The sequence below is a fragment of the Vreelandella lutescens genome, from assembly GCF_014640815.1.
Lineage (GTDB): Bacteria > Pseudomonadota > Gammaproteobacteria > Pseudomonadales > Halomonadaceae > Vreelandella > Vreelandella lutescens.
In genome coordinates this window covers 510,990-527,974 of the sequence record NZ_BMHM01000004.1, presented here as the reverse complement: position 1 = coordinate 527,974, position 16,985 = coordinate 510,990, and the positions used below count along the sequence as shown (strand labels likewise).

The 16,985-nt window shown below is 59.2% G+C and carries 16 protein-coding genes; 11 read left to right on the top strand and 5 right to left on the bottom strand.

Going from position 1 to position 16,985, the window contains the following annotated elements:
- Positions 1-550 precede the first annotated feature (550 nt).
- Entirely contained in the window at positions 551-1,813 is a 1,263-nt protein-coding gene (gene mtnK, locus IEW65_RS13075) for an S-methyl-5-thioribose kinase (protein ID WP_188639900.1), read from the bottom strand.
- Positions 1,814-1,996: 183 nt separating this feature from the next.
- Between mtnK and IEW65_RS13070 the strand changes: the two genes are divergently transcribed.
- The gene (locus tag IEW65_RS13070) at positions 1,997-3,676 is read left to right on the top strand and encodes a methyl-accepting chemotaxis protein (protein WP_188639899.1); all 1,680 of its coding nucleotides are present in this window, start codon (positions 1,997-1,999) and stop codon (positions 3,674-3,676) included.
- A 42-nt stretch (positions 3,677-3,718) separates the two neighbouring features.
- Here IEW65_RS13070 and IEW65_RS13065 read toward each other — a convergent pair whose 3' ends face one another.
- Positions 3,719-4,651 (bottom strand): LysR family transcriptional regulator, encoded by a 933-nt coding sequence (locus tag IEW65_RS13065; protein ID WP_188639898.1) that lies wholly within the window; start codon positions 4,649-4,651, stop codon positions 3,719-3,721.
- Between the two features lie 88 nt (positions 4,652-4,739).
- Here IEW65_RS13065 and IEW65_RS13060 point away from each other — a divergent pair, with 88 nt between their 5' ends.
- Positions 4,740-5,168 (top strand): DMT family transporter, encoded by a 429-nt coding sequence (locus IEW65_RS13060; protein ID WP_188639897.1) that lies wholly within the window; start codon positions 4,740-4,742, stop codon positions 5,166-5,168.
- A gap of 13 nt (positions 5,169-5,181) precedes the next feature.
- The gene (locus tag IEW65_RS13055) at positions 5,182-5,646 is read left to right on the top strand and encodes a DMT family transporter (protein ID WP_188639896.1); all 465 of its coding nucleotides are present in this window, start codon (positions 5,182-5,184) and stop codon (positions 5,644-5,646) included.
- Here IEW65_RS13055 and IEW65_RS13050 read toward each other — a convergent pair.
- Complete coding sequence (locus IEW65_RS13050) at positions 5,594-6,829, bottom strand: GGDEF domain-containing protein (protein WP_188639895.1); 1,236 nt, start codon at positions 6,827-6,829, stop codon at positions 5,594-5,596. The genes IEW65_RS13055 and IEW65_RS13050 overlap by 53 nt on opposite strands.
- A 195-nt stretch (positions 6,830-7,024) precedes the next feature.
- Positions 7,025-7,777 (bottom strand): DeoR/GlpR family DNA-binding transcription regulator, encoded by a 753-nt coding sequence (locus tag IEW65_RS13045; RefSeq protein WP_188639894.1) that lies wholly within the window; start codon positions 7,775-7,777, stop codon positions 7,025-7,027.
- 157 nt (positions 7,778-7,934) lie between these two features.
- Here IEW65_RS13045 and IEW65_RS13040 point away from each other — a divergent pair, with 157 nt between their 5' ends.
- Genes IEW65_RS13040 through IEW65_RS13020 form a run of 5 tightly spaced genes read left to right on the top strand, consistent with a single transcriptional unit; the run spans position 7,935 to position 13,201 of the window.
- Positions 7,935-8,915 (top strand): ABC transporter substrate-binding protein, encoded by a 981-nt coding sequence (locus IEW65_RS13040; protein ID WP_188639893.1) that lies wholly within the window; start codon positions 7,935-7,937, stop codon positions 8,913-8,915.
- A gap of 2 nt (positions 8,916-8,917) precedes the next feature.
- Positions 8,918-10,618 carry an ABC transporter permease gene (locus IEW65_RS13035; protein ID WP_188639892.1) on the top strand — a complete coding sequence of 567 codons (1,701 nt, stop codon included), beginning with the start codon at positions 8,918-8,920 and terminating at the stop codon, positions 10,616-10,618.
- Positions 10,606-11,664, top strand: coding sequence for an ABC transporter ATP-binding protein (locus IEW65_RS13030; protein WP_188639891.1), 1,059 nt, complete (start codon positions 10,606-10,608; stop codon positions 11,662-11,664). Before IEW65_RS13035 ends, IEW65_RS13030 begins: the two co-directional genes overlap by 13 nt.
- Positions 11,661-12,743, top strand: coding sequence for an MBL fold metallo-hydrolase (locus tag IEW65_RS13025; protein WP_188639890.1), 1,083 nt, complete (start codon positions 11,661-11,663; stop codon positions 12,741-12,743). Before IEW65_RS13030 ends, IEW65_RS13025 begins: the two co-directional genes overlap by 4 nt.
- An 11-nt stretch (positions 12,744-12,754) precedes the next feature.
- Positions 12,755-13,201 (top strand): phosphatase domain-containing protein, encoded by a 447-nt coding sequence (locus IEW65_RS13020; RefSeq protein WP_188639889.1) that lies wholly within the window; start codon positions 12,755-12,757, stop codon positions 13,199-13,201.
- A 12-nt stretch (positions 13,202-13,213) separates the two neighbouring features.
- Here IEW65_RS13020 and IEW65_RS13015 read toward each other — a convergent pair whose 3' ends face one another.
- Positions 13,214-13,897, bottom strand: coding sequence for a GntR family transcriptional regulator (locus IEW65_RS13015; protein WP_188639888.1), 684 nt, complete (start codon positions 13,895-13,897; stop codon positions 13,214-13,216).
- Positions 13,898-14,050: 153 nt separating this feature from the next.
- Between IEW65_RS13015 and dctP the strand changes: the two genes are divergently transcribed.
- The 3 genes from dctP (at position 14,051) to IEW65_RS13000 (ending at position 16,985) form a co-directional block, all read left to right on the top strand.
- Complete coding sequence (gene dctP, locus IEW65_RS13010; RefSeq protein WP_188639887.1) at positions 14,051-15,046, top strand: TRAP transporter substrate-binding protein DctP; 996 nt, start codon at positions 14,051-14,053, stop codon at positions 15,044-15,046.
- A gap of 80 nt (positions 15,047-15,126) precedes the next feature.
- Positions 15,127-15,648 (top strand): TRAP transporter small permease subunit, encoded by a 522-nt coding sequence (locus IEW65_RS13005; RefSeq protein ID WP_188639886.1) that lies wholly within the window; start codon positions 15,127-15,129, stop codon positions 15,646-15,648.
- Between the two features lie 2 nt (positions 15,649-15,650).
- Positions 15,651-16,985: a TRAP transporter large permease gene (locus IEW65_RS13000; RefSeq protein ID WP_188639885.1), complete on the top strand. Its 1,335-nt coding sequence runs from the start codon at positions 15,651-15,653 to the stop codon at positions 16,983-16,985.

Here is a 16,985-nt window from a genome sequence, read left to right as displayed (position 1 = left end):
CCGCCGCCCTCGCGGGTGCCTCATTTGCTCGTGCCGAGCAAGATTCGTTACGCCGCGCTACAAGATTTCGCCGAACTCAAGGCTGGGTATTCGTAGCGCGGTGTAAGCGATAGCGCACCCGCGAAGCACGCCGCCAGGCGTGCCGAAAACGCCACCAAAAGATGATCCTTCACGCTGGCTCCATCCAGGCGGCTGCCGCCGCCCTCGCGGGTGCCTCATTTGCTCGTGCCTCGCAAGATTCGTTACGCCGCGCTACGGGGCTTCGCCGAACTCAAGATGGCCACTCGTAGCGCGGCGTAAGCGGAGCGCACCCGCGAAGCACGCCGCTAGGCGTGCCGAAATCGCCACCGAGAGATGCTCCTTCACAGTGGCCAGATCAAGGCGGCTGCCGCCGCCCTCGCGGGTGCCTCATTTGCTCGTGCCTCGCAAGATTCGTTACGCCGCGCTACGGGGCTTCGCCGAACTCAAGATGGCCACTCGTAGCGCGGCGTAAGCGGAGCGCACCCGCGAAGCACGCCGCCAGGCGTGCCGAAGGTGCCACCTATAGTGCTTACAACACTGATTTTTGATTGTAGGCCTTGGCTAACGCCACCAGCGCATTGAGATCACAGTAAGCTTCCGGCTCCATGATCAGCGCTTGGCCCATCAGCACGTTGCGTGCTTCCAGTTTGGCGCGTAAGGCGGGGTCTTCGATCTCTTCAAAGTCGGCGTTGTGGGCCAGCGATAGTACGCGGCGGTGCATTTCGATGCCGCAGTAGGCCAGCGCATCTTCACGGATCTCTTCAAGCAGCGCGTCGCAGGCGTCGTCTGCGCTGTTGCCCTGCTCTTCGAACAGCGCTCTGGGGAACAGAATACCGGTGCGTTCGGTTTGCCAGAGGTGGCGAAACTCCTCATCGAAGCGGGTAAAGCAATCGGTAATCACTTCTAAAATCCACGCTTGATACTCCTCCAGGTCACCTTCTTTACGGTGGGCGGGCTGGCTAAAGTAGGCCATGAAGAAGTTGGCTGCCGCCATGCCCAAGTCGAACGCCATCGGGCCGTACTGGGAAAACTCGGGGTCGATGACGCGCACGCTGGTGTCGGTTGCCATGATGGAGCCGGAGTGCAGGTCGCCGTGCAGCATGGTCTCGGTGTTGGCGGTGAACTTCATCAACAGCCGCTGCACCTTGGCTTTCAGGCGGGCGTTGCGGCGCAGCTCGTCCACCACGGGCGATAGCTCGGGCGTGTGGCGGTTCATCTCCGCGCCGTAGTAAGGGTCGGTAAACACCAAGGATTCGGTGATTGCAGGAATCGCCACGTTACCGGAGAACAGCCCGACATCGGCTTTCTTATCCGGGCTTGCCATGGAGAGTTCAGAGCCCCGAAACGCCGTGCGCGCGCAAAACTCACCCAGAGTAGCGCCCAGCTCCGCCACCCGTTCGCCGCTGATCAGCTTACGCCGCAGAATCACATGGGGGTGCAGGTACTCCATCACGATCAGCGCCTGGGGCTTATCGAAGTAGTACACCTCGGGGGCCACGCCGGGCGCCCGCGTGGCCTGGCGCACCAGTGCGTAATATTCAAAATGCGCGCGATAGAGCGGCAGCGGCCAGCTCTCGCCTACCATGCGCACATAGGGCAGCGCCTGCTTGACCACCACGCTGCCAATACTGCCCGTCACGATAAACACCAGATTGAGGTTGCCATCGCCCACCTCACGAATTTGCCACTCGGCGGGGTTGCCACCCACGCGGCTGGCGACTGCCTCCACACCGCCTAGCCGCTGGCCAAGGGTATCCACTTCCAACGCTTGATAGCTCTGCTCGTCTGTCACGCTTTATCCCCCACCTGAAATGGATGTGTGTTTGTCATACCCAGAAGTGGTTGTCAAATTCACCGCTACCTCTGGCCACGTCAAGCCTCAGAACGAGGGAAATGTTAAACAATGCAACGCCTATGGATAACTCTTGTAGCAGATTTATAGTAATACCTGACCAAACCAATCAGGTACTCCATCATGAAAAACAACGGCTCAGTGACCCAGGTGGAACACCCTCTGCGCGAAGATGATGTGCTGATTTCTAAAACCGATAACAGCAGCTATATCGCCTACGCGAATCACCGCTTCGTCGAGATCAGCGGCTTCGAGTATGAAGAATTGGTGGGATCGCCCCACAATATGGTGCGCCACCCGGACATGCCCGCTCCCGTGTTTGCCGATATGTGGAGCGACTTAAAAGCAGGCCAGTACTGGAGCGGCCTGGTGAAGAACCGGCGGAAAAACGGCGACCATTACTGGGTGCGGGCTAACGTGGTGCCCATTCGGGAAAATAACCAAGTGACCGGATTTGTGTCGATCCGCGTCAAACCCTCCCAGGCAGAAGTCGAGAACGCCGAGCATATCTACCGCGATATCCGTGAAAACCAAGGGCGCTTTACGGTCAAACATGGCGAAGTCATGGCCCGTAACCCGCTAAAGCGGTTGTTCAGTGCATCCTGGTGGGCACCCCGGCTCGCCAACGTCTCCGGCGTGCTGTTCACCTTGGCAGCCACTGGCGTGCTCATGCAGGCCAGCGCTTGGTGGCTGGGCAGCCAGGTGGCAAGCGGTTTGCTCGCCCCGCTGCTCGCGATGATCCTTGCCACTGGCTTGCTGCTCAGCGCTTATCAGTGGCGTCAGGCGCGTCGGCTTCGTCGATTCCTACACAAAGCCAACGACTTCGCACTGCAAATCGCCGCCGGTGACTTGAATGCGCAGGTGCCAACCGTGGGCAATGCCGCCATGGATAACACACTGGCGACCATGAACTTCATGCGCCGCTCGCTGGACGCGCTGATTGGCGACCTGGATCAGCGAATTGCACAAGTCATGCCCTCGGTGGAAGAGCTTTCCCGCCATAACCAAGCCATGGGCAACCGAGTCGACCAGCAAGCGTCTGCCGTGCAGCAAACCGCCGCCAGCGCCGAGCAAATCGCCTCTACCGTGCGCCAAAGTTCGGATAACGCCCAGCTTGCCAGCCAAGCCTCGGTGGGTAACGTCAGCGAAGTCGACAACGCAGTGGCGATTATGCGTGAACTGGCCGATGCGATGGAGGGCATCACCGCTACCTCTCAAGACATGGCGGGCATTGTCAAAACGATCGATAACATTGCCTTCCAAACCAACATCTTGGCGCTGAATGCTTCCGTAGAAGCGGCCCGAGCCGGTGAGCATGGCCGAGGCTTTGCGGTGGTCGCTGAAGAGGTACGCCGCTTGGCTCGCCAATCCGCTGAAGCCGCCCATCAAGTGCAAACGCTGATCGAGACCGGCCGCCAGCGCATTGAAGCCGGGCAGCATAAAGCAGGCTCGGCAGGAGATGCCATGGGGCGCATTCGCCAAGCAAGCCATAACGTGAACGACTTGATGGAGGAGATCCGTGCGGCCGCTCGGGAGCAGAGCGAGGGCATCGCGCAGATCAGTCAGGCCATTTCGCAGATCGACCGAGGCACCCAAGAGAGCGCCGCCAGCATGGATGCTTACCTGAATGCTGTCGACGTACTCTCGCGCGAAGTCGGTCATCTGGCCCACAGCGCGCATGCCTTTATGCCGGTCACGAATGCGATGGCTCCCACGCCCGCGCTTCCTCAACCCAGCAACAATGTTTACCGACTCCCCGTAGCTGAAAAAGCGCGCGCCCTCCCTCGGGCGAAAGCGGTGTAACGCCTCGCAGCGGGTGGCTTTTGCCACCCGCTGCGGCCTACGTCAAGCGCCATCCCAGTAGGGAACGTCGCCAATCGTGCTCTCTAGATAGGCCATAAAAACGGATACCTTCGACGAGCGCAGGCGGTTTTCAGGATAAATGGCGTAGATGTTGTCCAGATAGCCATCCTCAGAGGCTTCCCACTGCGTCAGTAACGGCACCAACGTTTGCTGACGCAGTGGCTCAAAGAGTAGCCACGAGGGAAACATCACCACGCCCTGCCCCGCCATCGCCGCTTCCACTAGGCTTTCAGCATTATTAGCGACCAAATTCCCCGACAATGCGTATCGCACCGCCCGAGGTGCGTGGCGTTCCTGGAAGTACCATAGTTGCGTTCCCTTGCTGCCTTTATACAGCAGGCAGTTATGCTGGCTGAGTTCCTGTGGCGAAGCGGGTGAGCCGTGTGTTGCCAGATAATCCGGCGACGCGCAGACGATAAAACGCTGCCGGGCGATGCCGCGGGCCACCAAGCTTGAATCTGCGAGTGCCCCCACGCGAATCACCACGTCGGCCCCCTCTTGTACCGGGTCGATAAAGCGATCCTCCAGCGTTAAGTCCACCTGAATATTCGGGTACTGCTGCTGAAACCGCGCCAAGTGCGGCGCGATATGACGCCGCCCGAAAGCTACAGGCGCGTTGATGCGCAGCACGCCTTGGGGATGCTGCGCGCCGCCCATCACCTGTTCAGTGGCTAGGTCTAGTCGCGCCAGCGCATCGCGCACTTCGTGAAAATAGCGCTCGCCTGCTTCAGTCAGCCGTACCGCTCGCGTATGGCGATAGAGCAAGCGCTGGCCCAGCGCCCGCTCTAAAGTGGCGATGTGCCGAGACGCTGAAGAGGTCGGCAGCCCGTAATAACGCGCCGCTTCCGAAAAGCTGCCGCTGGCGGCCACGCGCACAAACAGCCGCAGCGCTAGGAGTCGAACCGAGTTGTCCAAAATGCAATAGTCCTTTGCCTTTTTAGCGCATTGTAGCAACAAGGCTTCCTCTTTAGAGTGCTGCCTCTTCATAAGAGGGGAGCAACACATGCAACACGCACTGATTCTGCTGGGCGTACTGATCGCCGGTATGGGATTGTCGGTGGAAGCGGGGCTGTTAGGGCCGCTTGGCGAGCAGGTGGGTCACCTTTCCGCCACGCTCTCCATTTTTATGGTCGGGGCGCTGCTGCTGTCACTGGCGCTGCTGTTTTCGCCCAAGCGCAAGTTGGGCGCGCTGTTCAAACAGCCGCGCTGGTTGTTAACCGGCGGAGTGATGGGGCCGATGTACGTCATCGTATTAACGTTGGCCACTCCACTGGTGGGGGTCGGCATGACCATGGTCGGCATTTTATGCGGCCAGGTAGCGGCCAGCTTAGCCATTGACCATTTTGGCTGGCTCGGCAGCGAACGTCGCCAAGTGGATGGCTACCGTTTAGGGGCCCTTGCCATGATTCTTGCCGCGCTTTGGTTGATGTAACAGGAGAGACACCATGCTTTTACCCATCGTATTTGCCCTACTGCTCGCAGGGGGCGCGGTCTTGGCCGCTCAATCATCAATCAATGGCCGCTTAGGCGCGCATACCGGCGTACTGGAAAGCGCTTGGCTGACCTTTGCCGTGGGTGCCGTGCTGACCTTTTTACTGGTGCTGTTTTTTGAACCGCAGCATGAAGCGACTCTGTTTAGCGTGCCCAAGTGGCAGCTGACCGGCGCGCTGTTTGGCGTGGTATATATGCTGGCGATTGTGTTTGCAGTGCCCCGTGTTGGTACGGCGGCAGCAACGGTCTCGGTGATTTCCGGCCAGCTCCTAATGAGCTTATTAATTGATCACTTTGGCTGGCTCAATAACGCCGAACGTGCGTTGGATGGGTCACGCTACGTGGCGATGGTGCTCCTGCTGCTGGCTATTGTATTGATATACCTAAGCCATCGCCGCTCAGCGCATCCAGCGAATTAATCATCACCACACGATTACGCCCTTGGCGCTTGGCCTCGTAAAGCGCCTGATCGGCGGCCCTAAACAGCTGAGGGGCGTTAACGCCCGGCTTAGGTCGAAGAACAGCCACGCCCGCACTAATAGTGACGCAGGCCCGTTCAGTGCCACCATGGTGTGGCAATTCTAGCGTTTCCACTGCTTGTCTCAGTTGCTCAGCATGTTCCAGCACGGCCTCATGCGACTGCCCGATACTCAGCACCACAAACTCTTCACCGCCAAAGCGCGCCACCACACAAGCGTTGCTAGCATTGGCTTGTAGGGTGGCCGCTACCTGCTTTAAGCAGTGGTCACCCTGCAAATGGCCGTAGTAATCGTTGTACGCTTTGAAACAGTCAATATCGATCACAATTAACCCAATGTTGGAGCGATGCTCCACCGCTTGCTGCCAGTAGTGATTAAACAGGGCATCAAACTGGCGACGGTTGGCTAACTCCGTCAAGGAGTCAGTTAATGACAGTTTAGAGAGCTCCGCGTTACTGCGCAGCGCATGGCCCGCTCGGTGGGTCTCCCGCAGCAGCAACAGGTAGGCTTTGCGCTCGCTGGCTTCCAGCCGGTAGTTGGCGATCAGCGTAAAGATCGCTTTAGCGATGATGGTAAAAATTGCCAGCCGCTTGACCTCAATGGGCATCGGTTCATAGCCCACGACGAAGTACACCATGATGGCCACGCTCATCAGGGACGAGGCCAGCGCATACTGAAAGCGAAGCGAGTAGAGCACGTTGCCAACGACTAAAATCAGGCCAAACGAGAAGATATCTAAATAGGAGTAAGGCGCTTGCGATGAGATAAAAATAACGCATGAAACTATCATGGCGACTACCACTGTGCTCGCCATCAGCGTTTCTCGTAGCGCCCCATAAGCCCCGCGATATACCACCCACAGTATGGGCAGGCCAATCGGCAGCATGACGCCGATGCGTAATAGCACTGAGGTCATGAACGCATCAGGACGAAAACTGAAATCGTTCACAAGAAACAGGCAGTAAATCAGCGCCGAAATAAGCCCAGCAACCACCATATTGCGATTTCGTTGTGGCTGGGTATCGCACTCGAAACGTGCCTCTAACTCGCCAGCAAAACGCAGATGCCATTTTGAGCGCACCAATTCACTCTCAATGGCGCTGGTTAAGGAGTCACTGGTCATTCATACCTCATTGAGTATCGACATCTCGTGATTCTGCTGACTGAACAACGTGACTAAAACGACGAAACGCTCATCAATGCTCACGCTCATCAATGCGTAGGTAAGCGCTTACTTGTCCTGGTTAGTTAACCTAACTTCTTTTTGACATACAACCACCCTCAGTGGATTGGTGGCGCTATTGCACGCTACATAGTCTCAGCTTAGAAAACGCACCCCCTGAGCCGCTAGAGGGCTTCTCAGCTTGTCCGATAAGGGGCTATCGGTAATCACTGCGTGATAATCCGCCAGTGAACCGGCGGCGCAGCGCAGCGGCAGGTCGAACTTGGTTTTATCCAGCACTAAAATTCGGTACGCCGCGTGGGCCAGCAGCGCCTCGCGGGCCATGACTTCGTCGTCGTTATAGTCGTAGAGCTGGCCGTGGCTATCCATACCGCCCACAGAGACAATGCCGACATCTACGCGATAGCGCTGAAAAAAGCGCCAGGCGTCGCCACCAATCACATCCTGATCGCGGCGACGCACGCGGCCTCCGGCCACCACCAGCTCACACTCCAGCGCGCATAACTTGATCAACGCATGCAGGTTATTGGTCATGATCTGCAGCCCCTGCTTATCGTGCAGCGCATCGGCTAGCTGCTCTACCGTCGTACCCGTCCCCAAGAAGAGCGACTGGTGATTGGAAATCAACGACGCCGCCTGCCGCGCAATATGCCGTTTGCCCGCTTGGTTGACGATTTGGCGCTGGTCGTAGCCCACATTCTCTTGATCAGGAAAAGGCATCACCTCGCCGTGGCGGCGCAGAATCAGCCCCTGCTCAGCCAAGACGCGAATATCCCCCCGCAGGGTTTGCAGGGATACGCCAAAGTGGTGGGCAAGCGCCGCCAGCGTTTGCCGCCCCTCTCCCCGCACGCGGGCCAACACGGCACGCCGCCTTTCTGTCACGTTCATGCTGCACCCACCTTTCTCTTTATCGTGCTTGCTGGCAAAACGAAAAAAAATTTCCCACTAGCGAAAGCTAACCGCTATCAAACGAAAGCTTAGTGTCACGATGTTGTAAGCCGATGACAGTAGTGTGGTGACTGTTCACCTACTGGAGGTTTTCCCGATGTTGAAGCGCTCGTTGTGTTCCGCCGTGACTCTCGCAAGCATTGCCCTCTCCACGTCGTTGCTCGCTGATGACAAACTGGTGCTCTACACCAGCCAACCCAATAGCGACGCCCAGCAAACGGTCGATGCGTTCCAAGCCGCCTACCCAGAGATTGAAGTGGAGTGGGTGCGCGATGGCACCACTCGCCTGATGACACGCTTGCGTTCAGAGCTGGCTGCCGGTGTCAGCAACCCTGACGTGCTGCTGATTGCCGACAGCATGACCATGACCTCGCTGAAACAAGAGGGCCATCTGCAGCCCTACCTCAGCCCTGAGCGCGACGCCTACGACGAAGCGCTTTACGACCCAGAAGGCTACTTCTACGGCACCAAGCTCATCACCACCGGCATCGTTTACAACACCGGTGCCGAGCAGCAGCCCCAACGCTGGGAAGATCTGACCGGCCCTGAGTACGAAGGCCTCGTCACCATGCCTAGCCCGCTTTACTCCGGCGCGGCGCTGATTCACATGGCAGCCATCGGTGAACACCCGGCGTTAGGGCTTGAGTACTACGAGGCACTACAGGCCAACCGCACGGAAGCACAGGGCGGTAACGGCGGCGTGTTCAATGCGGTGGCCGCGGGCACCAAGCCCTATGGCATCGTGGTGGATTTTCTACCCATCCGCGAAGCCGAGAAAGGCTCGCCCGTGGCGTTTGTGTTCCCTGAAGAGGGCGTGAGCGCCGTCACCGAGCCCGTCGCCATCATGCAAGAGGCTGAGAACCTAGACGCCGCTCAGAAATTTGTCGACTTCGTGCTCTCCCAGCAGGGGCAAGCACTGGTGAGCCAGCAGGGCTACCTGCCTGCTCACCCGGATGTGACGCCGCCAGAAGGCTTCCCTGAGCGCAGCACGATCAACCTCATGCCGGTGGATATCGAGCTGGCGCTTGAGCAGGAAGAGACGCTCAAGCAGCGCTTTAGCGATCTGTTCGGCGGCTAACCATGACCCCTTCGCTCAACCTTGGCAGCCAGCATCGCTGGCTGCTTAGCCTGATCACCCTGCTCATTGTACTGCTCAGCCTCGCGCCCAGTGTGCGGCTACTCATCGAGGCACTGAGCGACCTTGGCCAAGGTAGCCAAGCGCCGCTGTGGAAAGTGCTCAACGCCGCCAGAACGTGGCGCGCGCTGTGGCACAGCCTTTATACCTCAGGCCTCGGCATGCTGATTGCGCTGGTGCTGGGTAGCCTGTTCGCGTTTGTCATCACATTGACGGACATCCGCGGCAAAGCGTGGCTGGTGTTCTGCTTTATGCTGCCCATGATGATCCCGCCTCAGGTCACCGCCCTGAGCTGGCTACAGCTGTTTGGCCCCGCCAGCCCCTTGTTAAAAAGCATCGGCATGGCGCCACCACTAGGCAGCCCGCAGCCGCTCTACTCCGCAGAGGGCATTGCGCTGCTGCTGGGCATTCAGAGTGCGCCGCTAGTGTTTTTGGCACTACGCACGTCTCTGCTGTCCCTGCCACGTGAATTGATTGAAGCAGCGCGCATCAGCGGCGCGCGCCAAACCCAGGTGTGGGGCCACATTATCTTGCCCATCACCCGCCACGGCCTGATTGCAGGGGCCGCCATGGCGTTTATCTCCAGCCTGGGTAACTTCGGTATTCCCGCGATGCTGGGCATTCCCGCCGGTTATTACGTGCTGCCCACGCTGATTTACCAGCGCATGGCCAGCTTTGGCACCGGCGTACTGGCAGAGATGGCGGCGCTTTCTCTGTTGATCGGCGTCCTCGCGCTGGCAGGCGTGGCCTTGCAGCAGTATTGGATGAACCGCAGCCGCTTTGGGTTAGGCGGCCATAGCGGCCGCGCCCACGATTTTTCGCTAGGCCGCTATCGCCCCCTCGTGACGGCTTTGCTGGTCGGCGTGCTGCTGGTAATTCTGGTCGCGCCGCTAGCCGCTCTGGTGGTGAGCTCCTTGGTGCCTGCCATGGGCGTGCCACTGAGCGTTGAGTCCATTACGCTCAATGCCTATCACGAAGTGATTGGCCGTCAAGGGGCCACCTGGCGGGCGGTGCGTAACAGTCTTTGGCTGGCGGGCGGTGCCGCGCTGGTACTGATGCTATGCAGCCTTCCGCTCGCCTACCGCTTACAGCGCCTTCCCCCGCGCCTGCAGCAGCTCACCCTTAGCGCTATTGAGCTGCCGTACGCGCTGCCCGGCGTGGTGCTGGCGATTGCCTGTATTTTACTGTTTGTCCGCCCCTTACCGCTCATCAACCTAGCGCTTTACGGCACGCTCGGATTGATCTTTGTGGCCTATCTGGCGCGCTTTTTGGTGGTCTGCCTGAAGCCGGTGAGCGCCAGCTTGGCCCAGCTAGATCCCTCCCTGGAAGAAGCCGCTCAGCTGGCGGGCGCAGGCCCCTGGCGTCGGCTCATTACCATTCTTTTACCGCTGATTGCGCCCTCGCTGTTTGCCGGCGGGCTGCTGGTATTTTTGCTGGCAGTGAATGAACTGACCGTCTCCGCGCTGCTCTGGAGCGCCGGGAATGAAACCCTGGGCGTACTGATTTTCAACTTAGACGAGGGCGGCGAGAGCGTGCTGGCATCGGCAGTCTCCGTGCTGGTGGTGATCATGGTCGCCTCGCTGATGCTATCGCTCAGCCTGCTGGCCCCGCGTCTACCTAAAGGAGTCGTGCCGTGGCAGGGCTAGCTATTCATCGTGTGACCAAACAGTTTGGCGATCACCGGGCGGTTGATGATCTGTCGCTGGAGATTGCCCCTGGCGAGTTTGTGGCCCTGCTAGGCCCCAGCGGCTGCGGCAAAACCACCATGCTGCGGATGCTGGCGGGGTTTGAGCAGATCAGCAGCGGCACCCTCACGCTCAACGGCACTCTACTCGCCAGCGACCAGCACCATGTGCCCCCTGAACAGCGCAACATGGCCATGGTGTTTCAGTCGTACGCGCTGTGGCCGCACATGAGCGTGGCCGATAACGTGGGCTACCCGCTGAAACTGCGCCGCGTTCAGGGCAGCGAGTATCAGCGCCGGGTCGCCCACGCGCTGGAGCAAGTCGCGCTTACCCCTTACGCCCAGCGCTCGCCGCAAGAACTCAGCGGCGGTCAGCGCCAGCGGGTGGCGCTCGCGCGCTGCCTGGTCACCGACCCAGACGTGGTGCTGCTCGATGAGCCGCTCGCCAATCTAGACCGCAACCTGCGCGCTTCTATGGAGCACAGCTTTGTCGACTTCCACCGCCGCACCCAAGCCACCATGGTGTATGTAACCCATGATCAAAGCGAAGCTATGGCAATGGCAGACCGCATTGCGGTGATGCGTGACGGCGCGCTGGTACAGTGGGCGACGCCTGAAACGCTCTACCGAGAGCCGCGTAGCGAATGGGTGGCTAGATTTATCGGCCAAGGCAGCCAACTACAGGTCGCAGGCGGCGCACCGGGCCAGCAGCTAAATGAATCAGCGCTGATGCAAGGCTTAGCCGCGCCACTCACGGCGCGCACTCAGCCCGTTCTGGTACGCCCTGAACATATCCGTATTGAGGCACACTCGCCCGCACACTCGACAAACCCCAGCAACTTAACCGGACGCGTTGAGCGGCTCACCTTTCGCGGTGAACGCTATGAGCTACACCTGCGCTTATCCACGGGAGAAGCGCTGCTGGCCTATCATCACACCGCACTCAACGAGGGCCAGCACGTCGCGGTGCGCTTGTTGGAAGGCTGGTGCTTGGAGCCTGACCAATGAGCGCCGCGATTCAGATCCTCAGCGGGCTGGGCGGTAAAGGGCCGGCGGCCATCGTGGTGGAAGCGCAAGGCAAACGCCTGCTGCTGGATGCCGGAGGGGCACTGCACCCCGGCGAGCCGATTACCTGGGCAAGCGGGCTAGACGTAGACGCCGTATTGATTAGCCATGACCACGTGGACCACATTGGCGGCGTCGCGGAACTGCCTGCGCAGATACCGCTTTACTGCACGCCGTTAGTCGCCGAGGCGCTGCCCCCACAACGGGCGTGGCAGCCACTGCCCTACCGGGGTCGTATTAACGTCGAAGGGATTGCGGTGACCACCGGGCAAGCGGGCCACTCGCTAGGCGGCGTCTGGCTGCATCTCGATGTAGAAGGCGGCATTTTCTACAGCGGCGATTCTTGTTTTGAATCACGCCTGTTTCCGTTTGATACGCCCCCACCCGCACACACGGCGTTGCTGGATGCCTCCTACGGCCGCTACGACCAGCCCCAAGCGCAGTGCATCCACGCCATTGGCAAAGCGTTAGACCACCCGTTGGTGCTGCCGGTACCAGAAACGGGGCGTGCCCTGGAAATGGCGCTATGGCTGGCGGAAGAGGCGGACCAACGCCACCTTCCTTGGGCGATTGACCCGATCATTCGCGATAACCTGGCCGCCCTACTCGCACTGCCCAATGACCTTCGCCGTAAAGGGTTAGACGAGGCTATCCGGGCGGTTTTAAAACGCCCCAATGCCGTTCACCCGGCGCTTTGGCTCATCAGCGACCGTGGTGATAACCCTGCCGATTGGCCGCACCACCGCCTGCTCCACACCGGCTACTTAACGCCACAGCGTCGCCAACAGCTGGCCGCTGGCGAGGTGCTTTGGCAGCGCTGGAACGTCCATTTACGCGCTTCGCACTTGGTGGCCCTGGCCAACCAGCTCCAGGCGGCCCAAGTGGCACCGCTATTTACTTCACTCCATGCCGATGCTGAGGTCGCTTGGCGTGATTTGCTGGGCGAACGGTTCATCACGCAGCCTTCGCTAAACGCCCCATCAGCGACGCGCCCGCTCTCTTCACTCTTGTTAACACATTAGGAAACATGTTTATGAACACAGTCATTGTTGATGTCGACGGCACACTGGCCGAGTTTCACCCTGCCGATGTCCACGAGTGGGTACTTGGCCCCGCCAAACAGTGGGACCCTTTCTTTGCTCACATGGCGAACGCGCCGGTGATTGAGCCCGTCGCCCGGCTGGTCAAACTGCTCAAAGCCCAAGGCCAGCAGATCGTCATCTGCAGCGGCCGCCCAGACAGCCACCGGGAGCACACCCACGCATGGCTCACCCGTCATGACATCCCCTTCGACGCCATGTACTTACGCCCGGAAGGCGATGACCATGTGGATGACGAAGAGGTGAAATCAGCGCTACTGAACCAAATGCACAGCGACGGCTTCGCCCCCTGGCTCGTACTGGACGACCGTGACGCCGTGGTCGCCCAGTGGCGCGCACTCGGCCTCACCTGCCTACAGTGCGCACCGGGGGATTTTTAACACTACTGGCCGCTAGCCCGCTCTCTCCATCGGCGCTTCCATACGGCGCACGCTGGAAACGAAGTCGCTAAAGCGCTCGCCTTGGATCAACACGTGGTCGCAGAGCGCCTGCTGGGCCTGGGCGGCGTCGCCCTGCTCGATGGCGTCGACGATCGTTTGGTGTTCATGGAGCGAGTTGTGCATGCGTTGGCGTACCTGCAGCTGTAAGCGGCGGTAAGGCTTTAGGCGCTGCTTGAGCTGGCGGGCTTCGCTGGCTAAAAAGGTGTTGTGGCTGGCGGTGTAGATACAGTCATGGAACGCTTCGTTCTCGTAGTAGTACTCATCGGTATCGCCCGCCAGGGCGGCGGCTTCGCAGCGCTGATGTGCGGCTTTGAGCGCCGCCAGCTCTGGCTCGCTGATGCGCCGCGCGGCCAAACGGCCACACATACCTTCAAGCTCTGCCATCACTTCAAACATTTCGATTAACTGATCGATACCCACCTTCGCAACGAACGTGCCCTTCTTCGGCGAGACCGTGACCAGCCCGCTGGCCACCAATTGTTGAAACGCTTCACGCACTGGGGTGCGCGATACATTGAACTCTTGGCCAAGGGCTTCCGGGTCTAGCCGCTCGCCGGGGGCGCGCCGCCCGTTGATGATGTCATCCTCTAAAGAATCCCTTAGCCGCTGTGCGTTAGAACGCTTCGTATCCGCCATGACTGACCTCCTCGGTAACGCCGCAGGCTACGACATAAATATGGCATAAATTTGACATTAGCATATATAACCGCTATTGAAATATATATCAGGCCTCCTGATAAACATAAAACGCCAATCCAAACACACAACAACAACTGTTGGAGACGCCACATGAAACGCTTCTTACTGCCCACCGCTGCTGCCTTGGGCCTTGCTATTGCAGCCTCCCACGCCAGTGCTGACACCGTCCTTCGCGCTTCACACCAGTTCCCCGGTGGCCAGGGCGATATTCGCGATGAAATGGTGCAAATGATGGCACGCCACGTCGCCGATGCGGATGTGGGCCTAACCATTGAGGTCTATCCCGGCCAGTCGCTGTTCAAAGCCCGTGAACAGTGGGGTGCCCTGGCCCGTGGCCGGTTGGATATCACCTCACTACCGCTGGATTACGCCAGCGGTCGCCATCCGGAATTCTCCGCCACGCTGATGCCTGGGTTAGTGCGTAACCAGGCCCACGCCCAGCGGCTGAATGACTCCGAATACATGACGATGATTAAAGATGTCATCTTGGAAGGCGGGGCACGGGTATTATCCGATGCGTGGCTATCGGGCGGCTTTGCTTCCAGCGAGCAGTGTATTACCTCCCCCGAAACGATTAATGGACAAAATATCCGCGCCGCTGGCCCCGCATTTGAAGAGATGCTGGAAGCCGCTGGCGCGTCGATCTCCTCCATGCCCTCTTCCGAAGTGTATACCGCCATGCAGACCGGCGTGCTGGAAGCCGCCAACACTTCTTCGATGTCGTTCATCTCTTTCCGCCTTTACGAGCAGGTAGATTGTCTCACCGAACCTGGCGAATTTGCCCTTTGGTTTATGTACGAGCCCATTCTGATCTCAGAGCAGGTGTGGCAAGGGTTGACCGAGGAGCAGCAAGCCGCGCTCATGGAAGCTGGTGAAGCCGCCGAGGTCTATTTTGCGGAAGAAGCCGCCGCCATCGATCAGCAGATGGTCGACCTATATAAAGAGAACGGCGTTGAAGTGGTCAGCATGAGCGAGGATGACTACAACGCTTGGCTAGAGATTGCCCGCGAAACCTCCTACAAAAACTTTGCCGATAACGTTCCCAACGGTCAGGCCATCATCGACGCGGCGCTTGCCGTCGAGTAAGGCACTCCCCCATTGACCGTGCTGGCCACTCGCTGAGTGGCCACGTTTGTCCGCTGCTTGCTGAGCTTGACGAGGGAACTATGGCAACTTCAACTACTCACCCCCCTGCCGTACGCAGCGGGGTTATTGGCGGCTATATCCGCTTAATGGATATGCTGTCTCGCGTTTCGGCATACCTTGCTTGCGCCATGTTTGTGGCAGGCGTTCTGGTGATCTGCCAAATGGTGTTTATCCGCTACGCCTTGGGCATGAGCACAAGCTGGCAGACCGAATTCACGATTTTCTCCGTGACTGGGGCCATGCTGATGGGCAGCCCTTATGTACTGATGACCGGTGGCCATGTGGCAATCACCATCGTGCCAGATGCCCTCGGCGGCCTGGCGCAAAAAGCCATGCGCTTAGTGGCCTCGCTGTTTGGCCTTTGCTTTTGCGCGGCGTTGGCCTACGCCTCTTGGGTATACGTCTTTGAAGCACTGCACGGCGAATGGACCACCGGCTCGGTGTGGAACCCGCCGCTCTGGCCCGCCATCTTGCCGATGGCCGTGGGGGCCACGCTGCTCTCGCTGCAGTACGTCGCTGAAATTATGCGTGGGGAGGGCTAATCATGGATCCCATTACGCTTGGCATTATCGTGGCCATTGGTTTAATCGTACTGATGGCGATTGGTACCCCGATTGCGTTCGCGCTTGGCGGTGTGTCACTGCTGGCGCTGCTGTACGACCGGGGCCTGCCGGAACTTACCTACTTTGGCGAAACGTTTTTTGATCGCATCGCGGAGTTTGGCTTTGTGGCCATCCCGATGTTCATTTTGATGGGCGCGGCGGTGGCCTCTTCCCCTACCGGGCGCGATCTTTACCGCTCACTAGACCTGTGGATGGGTCGCCTGCCCGGGGGTCTCGCGGTCTCTAATATCGGTGCCTGCTCTATTTTCGCCGCGCTCTCGGGCTCTTCCCCCGCCACCTGCGCCGCCATCGGCAAAATGGGCATCCCTGAAATGCGCACCCGTGGCTACCCGGATGGCGTAGCGGCGGGCTGTATCGCCGCAGGCGGCACGCTGGGGATTTTGATTCCACCCTCGGTCACCATGATTATCTACGGTATCTCGACCGAAACCTCGATTGGCCGCCTGTTTATTGCTGGGGTGGTGCCGGGCTTTATGCTCGCGGGTCTGTTTATGATTTGGACCATGATTGCCTGCAAGATGGCCGGTGGTTACAACAACCCGCTGGCGGCTTCTGCTGAAAAGCTGAAGGAGAACATCAAGCAGAACGTCGATAGCAACATGAAGGCGCTGGTGCGAGTGCTGCCCTTTTTGGGTGTGGTTGCGGGTATTCTGTTTGCCCTTTACGGCGGCGTGGCGACGCCCTCTGAAGCCGCAGGCGTGGGGGCATTTCTCTGCTTGGCGCTGGCGATTGTGATTTACCGCATGTGGCAGCTAGGCCCCATCAAGCTGATCATGCGCGACTCGCTGCGGGAGAGCGTGATGATCATGCTGGTGATCGCCACCGCCGAGGTGTTCGCCTACGCGCTCTCGTCGATGTTCATCACCCAAACCGTGGCCGCGGCCATTGCCGATTTAGAAGTGAATCGCTGGGTGCTGATGGGCGTTATCAACCTGTTCTTGTTAGTGGCGGGGTTCTTCCTACCCCCTGTTGCCGTCATTGTAATGACCGCGCCTATCTTGCTGCCGATTATTTTGGCGGCGGACTTCGACCCCTACTGGTTCGCGGTCATTCTCACCATCAACTTGGAAATTGGCCTGATCACGCCGCCGGTGGGGCTTAACCTGTTCATCATCAAAGGCATCGCGCCGGATATCTCGCTGCGGGATATTTTGATGGGCAGCCTACCCTATGCGCTGTGCATGGTGCTGGGCATTCTGCTGCTCTGCCTGTTTCCTGGGATTGCGCTATGGCTACCGAACCTGATCATGGGTTAA